The organism is Blastocatellia bacterium (assembly GCA_035275065.1).
GTDB lineage: Bacteria > Acidobacteriota > Blastocatellia > UBA7656 > UBA7656 > DATENM01.
On record DATENM010000098.1, the window covers coordinates 23,325 to 30,756 of the forward strand.

Below are 7,432 nucleotides of genomic sequence, written 5' to 3' on the forward strand. Positions count from 1 at the left end.
TCGTCAACCGTCTTATCAGCTTACTTCAGGTTGCCCGCGGCGCGCGCAGGGTCGCGCCCGAGGCGGGCTTCGATCTCGGCGATCTGTGTCTCTGCCGGCAGCGGGTCGGGATTGCCGACCGTCGAGGCTTTGAACGCGGCGAGCGCGCCGTCAAAATCGCCAAGCTCTTTGCGCACGATGCCGAGCCCATACTCGTATTCCGGCACGTCAGGATGCTCGGCCATCGCCCGCCGAAAAATGGTTTCAGCCTCGGCAAAGCGCCCCAGCCGCATGCGGACGAAGGCTGTGCGGCCCGTCCGATCATCCATCAAGGTCTTCATCTCTTTGGCGCGCGCCCTGTACTTGAGCGCCGTGTCGTTGTCGCCTTGCCGAAAATAACTGGAGCCGAGATTGAAAGCCGCGCGCCAGTAAGTCGGGTTGCGCTCGGTGACGGTCACATAGACCGGCATGGCTTCATCGAGTCGGCCTCGATTGAACAGCTCGTTCGCAAAGTTGGTCAGGGCGATGTCGTTTTGCGGCGCGATGACGACGCCGCGCGCGAACAGTTGCAGGTCGTTCATCCAATAAGCGCTCTGCGCCATAGTCAACGCGACAAGCCCCAGCACCACGACCAGCGTCGCCAAAGCCTGCGCGCCGGGCAGAGCCGCGACCTTGAATTGCTCGAACCGCAGCTTGCGCACGGCCACGGCCAACAGCAGGGCGAAGCCAATCGAAGGGATGTAGAGATAACGGTCGTGGACGATCTCTTTTTCGATGAAGACTGTCAGGTTCAACACGGGAAGAATCGGCAGGATCAATAAACCCGCGGCAAACGCCACCGCCTTCGATCTGCGCGCCCACAGCCAGAGCATAGTCGCAATCACCGCAAGCGCCACACACGTCAGCCAGAAGATCGCGTCGGGGCGCGCCACATAAGGCGTGTCATAAAACGCGCTCAGGCCGGTCGGCCAGACGAGCAATCGCACGTAGAACCACAGCACCGTGGGCACGGTCATCAGCGTCACCGGCAAGGGCAATTGCCAGATCGAAACGCTAACGGCTTTAAGAATGATTGCTCGCAGCACGAAGTACGCGGCGGCCATCGCCAGGAACGGCGCGGCGCGGCGGACGGCTCTCGACATTCGGCCCGCGCGCTCGCCGAACAGCCATTCATAAACGAAGATCAGCGCCGGCATGACCATCGCCGTCTCTTTGGAGAACAACGCCAGCGCGTAAAGTCCTAGCGTCAGGGCAAACCATCTGGCCGGTCGTGACGCGGCGCTTTCATTCGTCGCCTGCCCGCCCCAGGCCCCGTCGCGCCATCGCACATAGCCGAGCAGCGTCCCGACAAAGAAGAGCGCCAGCATGGGTTCGGTGACGCCGGAAATCCACGCCACTGATTCGATGTGAACCGGATGCGCGCCAAAGATGAGCGCCGCGATCAAGCCGCCCGCGTCGTCCTTCAGCAGTCGCCGCGCCAGCCAGTAAACCAGCAGCGTCACCAGCGTATGCCAGATCACCAACAGCAGATGCCAGCCCACAGGATTCAGTTGAAACAGTTGATAATTGACCAGCAGGTAGAGGTTGAATAGCGGGCGATAGTAAACGCCGTTTTCGTCCGGGTGCTGCGCTTTCCAGACGTGCTCAGTGAAACAGCGCGGCGCGTAACTCCACGACCGCAACGCCTGATTCTCGACGATCTGACCCCGATCATCGTAGGTGAATTGGTAGCGCGCGGTGTCGGCATAAACCAGAAACGTCAGCCCGAGGACGATCATCAGCGCCCAGCGGCGCGATAGCGCGGCAGCCAGCGATTTCATCGGCCGCGGCGAGTCCAGAAGCGGCGCCGGCGCTTGCGTCGTGCCAAGGCCATTGCTCATTTCACACCCCTCTGTTCCGTTGCGATTCGCGTCTGCAAGGCGGCGGCCTTGTCGCCTGCCTTTGTGAAGTCAGGGTGGCGCGACACCTCTTGCTGATACGCCGCCAGCGCTTCCGCCAACCGGCCTTGCGCTTCGAGCACGTCACCGCGCTGGTAATGGTAGCCGTAGCCATTCGCGTCCAGCGACAGCGCGTAGTCGGCGGCGCGCTCGGCCTCCGCCAGGCGGCCTGACTCCTGCAAAGCGACCGACAGGCTGATGTACTGCTTGGGCACCTGCGGCCTGATATCGATGCCGCGCAGCAAGGCGGCTTCGGCGTCGTTGAAGCGGCCCATCTTCAAGTAGGTGCAGCCGAGATTGTTAATCGCTTTCCAGTTGGTCGGGTAACGTTCGACCACTTCATCGTAGAGGCCGATGGCGGCATCAAAGTAACCTCGATCACTCAAGACATTCGCCAGCCCTGTCTTGGCAATGCGACTGTTAGGCGCGACCGTCAGGCCGTGCTGAAACAGCAGCAGCTCGCTGGCCCAGTATTGATGCTGGCTGACCGTGGCAAAGCCCAGCCCCAGCACCAGCAGCAAGACGGCGGCCAACCGCAACGCCGGCTGCCCGAACAACTGTGCGGCCCCGGCCCGCAAACGGCTCAGGCCAAGTCCTACGAGCAAGCCGAGCCCGATGACTGGCAGATAAAGATAACGGTCATGCACCAGCTCGCCGTTGGCAAAGACAGACAGGTTCAGCACCGGCAGGATCGGCAGCGCGAGCCACAAGCAGGCCATCGCCACCATGCGCCGGGCGTCGCGGTCGAGTCGCCGCGAGATCAGCCATAAGCCGCCGGCAATGATAATCAGGCCGGCGAGCGGCAGCGCGAAATTCATGAGACCGAGATGCGTTGCAAAATCGAGATCATAAAAACAGCTCAGATTCACCGGCCATACCAGGTGCGTGACGTAGAACCACAACACCGACGGCCATGTCTTAACCGTCGTCAGTAATGAGACCGGCGATTGCTCGTGGCCCAACCCTTTCAACACCGCCGAGCGGACGACCAGATATGGCACGATCAATACGGCGTACAGCATCGCCGGACGCGCGGCGGCAATCGCCCGGCGAATGAGCGGGCCTTCGCCATAAATCCATTCGGTGCCAAAGACCAGCCCCGGCATAACCAGCGCCGTCTCTTTCGAGAGCATCGCCAGCACGAAGAAGACCAGCGAGACCGCCAGATGAAACGCCGGCTGGCGCGCGAAAGCCGCCTTGTGATCTTCTTTACTTTTGCTCGTTGTCGCCTCGCGCCAGTTCAGATAGAACCAGAACGATGGGATGAAGAAGAGGGCCAGCAACGGATCGGTGACGCCCGAAATCCAGGCGACCGATTCAATGTGCGTCGGGTGCAAGCCGAAGACCAGTGCCGCGATAGCCGCCGCCGGCACGTCCTTTAACAGCCGCCGGCCTAGCGCGAAGACCATCACCGTGACGCCCAGGTGTGCCAGGATTGTCGTCAGGTGCCACCATTGCGAGCTCAAGCCGAACAGCGTGCGGTTGAGCAACAGCCAGATGAGAAACATCGGGCGGTAATAATTGCCGAGCATGGTCGGATCAATATGGCCCCAGACATGGTCCGTGAAATAATGCGGCAGGTAGCTCCACGACTGAATGAACGGGTTGTCGACGATCTGGCCGCGGTCGTCGTAAACATATTCGTAGCCGAGCGTGCCAAGGTAAGCCAGAAAAGTCATGCCCGCTACCGCAAATATCACCAGCCGCGACGAGAGGCTGACGGCGTGCGCTTGACCCGCCGCCTTATGATCGGCAGCCGATTGCCCTGTCCCTGCGCTCATTTGAAATTTCTCCGCTGAAAGATCAGCACCGCTGCCGACAGCAAAACGCTGATGTAGACGACCGCATAGACGACCGCCCAGACGACATGCGCCGCATTGATCGCATCACCATGCGACGCTTGCGAGATGAAGTTGAAATTCTTCAGGTTGGGGAGCAGATAGTAAGCGACGTTGAGCGCGCCGCGCACGACAAATGAGGGCGACAGCGATGCGGCGAGCTTGAGGTCGGCGCTGAAATGGCCGATGACGTAGAGCGCGAAGGTGAAAAGCGCCGACAGCATCGGCGTCGAGAAGCTCGAAAACATCAGCGCGATGGCCACCAGCAGCGCCAGCTCAAGGTAGATGAGCAAGCCGGCAACCAGCACAGGCGCTTGCAGCGACGTGAAGCCCTGATTGACGTACATCAGCGCCAGCTCGATGGCCGCCAGCATCACCAGTGAGTTGACCAGCAGCGTCAGGCAGAGGCCGAGGTATTTACCGATGATGAATTCGTGGCGATGCACAGGCTTTGATAACAGGTTGTAGATCGTGCGCCGCTCAATCTCTTTGTAAACCAGGCCGACGCCGATGAAGATAGCGATCAGCGCGCCGAAAACCAGCATGGCGCTGAGGCCGAGCGTCGCAATAAACTTGGCCTCTTGATTGACCGACAGCTCGCTGATGAAGATCGATGCGCCGACCAGAATCAACACGAAGAGAACGAGGTTGTAGAGCACGCGGTCGCGCACAGATTCGCGGAAGGTGTTGAGCGCGATGACGCCGATCTTGCCGAGGCCGGGTAGCGGGCGCATTCGCCGGGCCGTGATCTGGGGGATGTGGTTCATTTCTCTTGCCACCATGATTTTATCTCGTCGGTTGCGGGCTTAATGCGATTTCGTAAGCATCATCGGGGCCCCCAGGGCGCGGCGCAGTTGCTCGGCTTGCGCGCGCCACTGGTCGGCCCGCGGGTCGCGCGGCGCGATCTCGATGGCGCGCTCGATCTCGCTCAAGGCTTCGGGATAACGCCGCAGCCGGCCATAGGCGAACGCCAGATTGAAATGCGCGATGGCCTTATTGGGCGTCAGCTCAACGAGGCGCTCAAAACGAGCCGCCGCTTCCGGCCATCGCCCCAGCCCCGCAAGCACAAAGCCTGAGTTATTGAGCGCATCGATGATATCCGGGTGAACCTGCAAGGCGGCGTCGTATTCGCGCAGCGCGCCTTCAAGGTCGCCCTTGCCTTCGGCAATCTCGCCTAACGCCATGTGAACGACGCGCGAGTTGGGCGAATGTTCGGCAGAGGCGCGCCAGAGCGCTTCATCACTCGCCCACTGGCGGTTCTGCGCCGCGGTCGTCACACACAACACCGCGAGCAGAGCGCCGCCGACGAAGGCGATTGCGCCGCGACTGAGCCGCAATTTCGACACCCTGGTAAAACGCCGCGCAAGGATCGCAACCAACAAACCAAAGCCGAGCATTGAAAGATAGAGAAAACGGTCATGGATCAGTTCTTCGCTGACGAAAGAGCCCAGGCTCAGTTGCGGCAACAGCGGGAAGATCATCCAGATCAAGGCCAGACGAATTTCAGGAATGCGCCGCGCCGTCAGAAAGCCGACCGCGCACAGAGCTAAAACGAGAGCGAGCGGCAGCCAGAAAGAGGTCAAGGTCGCGGCGCGCACCATGCCAATGTCGTACATCATCGAAAGATTGATCGGCGCAAAGACCAGCCCCATGTAATGTGCCAGCAGCAGCGGCAGCGTCCGCGCCCGGTCGCCCATCGTCAGCAGCGCGTCGTCAGGGAAATTGCCATTGCTGAATTCGCCGAAGACAACATGCAGCACGCTGTAACGCAGGACGAAATAAAGAAGCGTGGCACAGGCAAACGGCAGCACGGCAATCAGCGCGCGCCTGATGCGAGCGGCGAAGCGGTCATCGCGGTTCGCGACGAATAGCTCGTAAGCGCCGACGATCAACGGCAGCGTGATGGCCGTCTCTTTCATCAGCGCCGCCAGCATAAACAGGCCAATCGCAGCCCACAGCCAGCGCCGACGCCGGCCCGCTTGATAATGTAGATGGCAGAGGAAAGTCCCGAAAAAGCCGATGGCCATCAGTGAGTTGCCGACTGCCGAAACCCATGCGACGGTCTCGCTCTGCACCGGATGCACGGCAAAGAGGGCCGCCGCCAGCAGACATACCCAGCGGCGGGGCGCCGCTTCAAGCTGTGAGGTCGCCGACAGGGCGCGGTCGAGCATGAAGTAGGCGACAACTGCCGCGCCGGCATGGGCGATGATCGAGATCAAGTGCCAGATGAACGGGTTCTTGCCGGCTATGGCGTAGGTCAGCATATGCGACAGGTGATAGAGCGGCCGATAGAACAGGCTGTCTATGTTGCCGCCGAGCAGATCGGGATTGTAAGCCGCCCAATAATCATGAGTCAGGATGAGGCGCAGCGTCGCCCAGTCCCAGTGACCAAGCAAGGGGTTCTTCAAGACGACGCGATGATCGTCATAGACAAAGCCGCCGTACAAGGAATTGGCAAACGTCAGAATCACGAGAAGCCCGAGCAGCAGGATATGAAAGCCGGGCGCTGACAGCCGCGCCGGCCAGGTGGATGATGGCGTGATGGGCTCAATGTGAATGGGCGGCGCACTGATTCGCCCGTGTGAAGGTGCGGTCTCCGCATGAGCAAACTGGTTCGGGTGCGGCATGCAAGGCTCCTTCTTGGTCATCGCTCATCGGTTGCGCAGCGATGAGCAAAAGCGCGCGACTGCATCAAGGCGGTATGGATGACTCAAAGGGGACTGACGGAGGCGAATCAGGGGGAAGCGACGATTGCAAGCGGGGCGGTCGAACGTCAGGGGGAAACGGAAAGGACCGGAGGCGCCAGGGGAAGGCGCGCCCGGTCCTTCGAGAACCGGATCATTCGTTGCGCGGCTCGCCGTTTTTCGGCAAGCGATCCTGCGGCGTTGCTGAAGGCGGCTCGCCGCCGTCGGCTTGATACACCGTATTGCTGAGCGTTTCGTTGGAGTAGTACGAGCGGTTGCCCGATCCGAAGGTGCCGGTCGAAGAAGGCTTCGCCGTGGTGTCGAACATGGCGCGCAGCCCTTCGACATTGATCGGGGTCGAGGCGAAGATGTAACCGCTCTTCATATTGCCGTTCTGATAACCTGCCGCCATGTTCTGGGTGATCAGGTCTTGCAGGCTGCCGAATTTGCCGTGACCGTGGGTCAGGGCGTACATCATTTGATTCTTGCCGATGGTTTGAACTTCAGCCAGCGCGGCAGTCTCGTGAGCCGTCTGCTGGGCGACCAGCAGGCGCGGCACGGCGATAGCAGCGATGATGCCGATGATAGCCACGACGATGAGCAACTCGATGAGTGAAAAACCTCTCTGCTTCTGCTTCTTGCGATCCATAAATTCCTCTTTCAGCTCCAGAGTGTAAGGCTCCCGATTTGGGGAAGCCAAGTGTGCTCTCTTGCGAAATCGAACGCGGCCCACAAGGCACGGTTCATTTTATTTTTGAGCTGATCGAAGAAACTATAACACAACCGGGTGAGCCTCCGCAAAGACTCACCCGGTCGATGTCATTCGCTGTGAGCAGAGTTGCCTTACTGCAAAGCAACGCCAGAGCCAGGAACGCGGCTGCCCGGAGGGGCGCTCGCCGCCGTGATGGAGGTATCAGTCGCCTGCCAGATCACATACGTCTCGTTGGTGTAGAAAAAGCGATTGCCGGTGCCGAACGTCCCTGTCGACTGCGGA

General features: G+C 60.5%; 5 protein-coding genes. All 5 read right to left on the reverse strand.

The window, feature by feature from the left end:
• Window positions 1-20: 20 nt before the first annotated feature.
• Window positions 21-1,859, reverse strand: coding sequence for a tetratricopeptide repeat protein (locus tag VJ464_22365; GenBank protein HKQ07889.1), 1,839 nt, complete (start codon window positions 1,857-1,859; stop codon window positions 21-23).
• Window positions 1,856-3,697, reverse strand: coding sequence for a tetratricopeptide repeat protein (locus tag VJ464_22370; protein HKQ07890.1), 1,842 nt, complete (start codon window positions 3,695-3,697; stop codon window positions 1,856-1,858). The genes VJ464_22365 and VJ464_22370 overlap by 4 nt, the downstream gene beginning before the upstream one ends.
• The gene (locus VJ464_22375) at window positions 3,694-4,536 is read right to left on the reverse strand and encodes an ABC transporter permease (protein HKQ07891.1); all 843 of its coding nucleotides are present in this window, start codon (window positions 4,534-4,536) and stop codon (window positions 3,694-3,696) included. Before VJ464_22375 ends, VJ464_22370 begins: the two co-directional genes overlap by 4 nt.
• A 24-nt stretch (window positions 4,537-4,560) precedes the next feature.
• Entirely contained in the window at window positions 4,561-6,381 is a 1,821-nt protein-coding gene (locus VJ464_22380; protein HKQ07892.1) for a tetratricopeptide repeat protein, read from the reverse strand.
• Between the two features lie 211 nt (window positions 6,382-6,592).
• Window positions 6,593-7,087 (reverse strand): prepilin-type N-terminal cleavage/methylation domain-containing protein, encoded by a 495-nt coding sequence (locus VJ464_22385; GenBank protein HKQ07893.1) that lies wholly within the window; start codon window positions 7,085-7,087, stop codon window positions 6,593-6,595.
• Window positions 7,088-7,432 lie beyond the last annotated feature (345 nt).

Coding starts and splice junctions, on each gene's coding strand:
- VJ464_22365 (HKQ07889.1), bottom strand. CDS start 1,859: ATGAGCAATGGCCTTGGCACGACGCAAGCGCCGGCGCCGCTTCTGGAC.
- VJ464_22370 (HKQ07890.1), bottom strand. CDS start 3,697: ATGAGCGCAGGGACAGGGCAATCGGCTGCCGATCATAAGGCGGCGGGT.
- VJ464_22375 (HKQ07891.1), bottom strand. CDS start 4,536: ATGGTGGCAAGAGAAATGAACCACATCCCCCAGATCACGGCCCGGCGA.
- VJ464_22380 (HKQ07892.1), bottom strand. CDS start 6,381: ATGCCGCACCCGAACCAGTTTGCTCATGCGGAGACCGCACCTTCACAC.
- VJ464_22385 (HKQ07893.1), bottom strand. CDS start 7,087: ATGGATCGCAAGAAGCAGAAGCAGAGAGGTTTTTCACTCATCGAGTTG.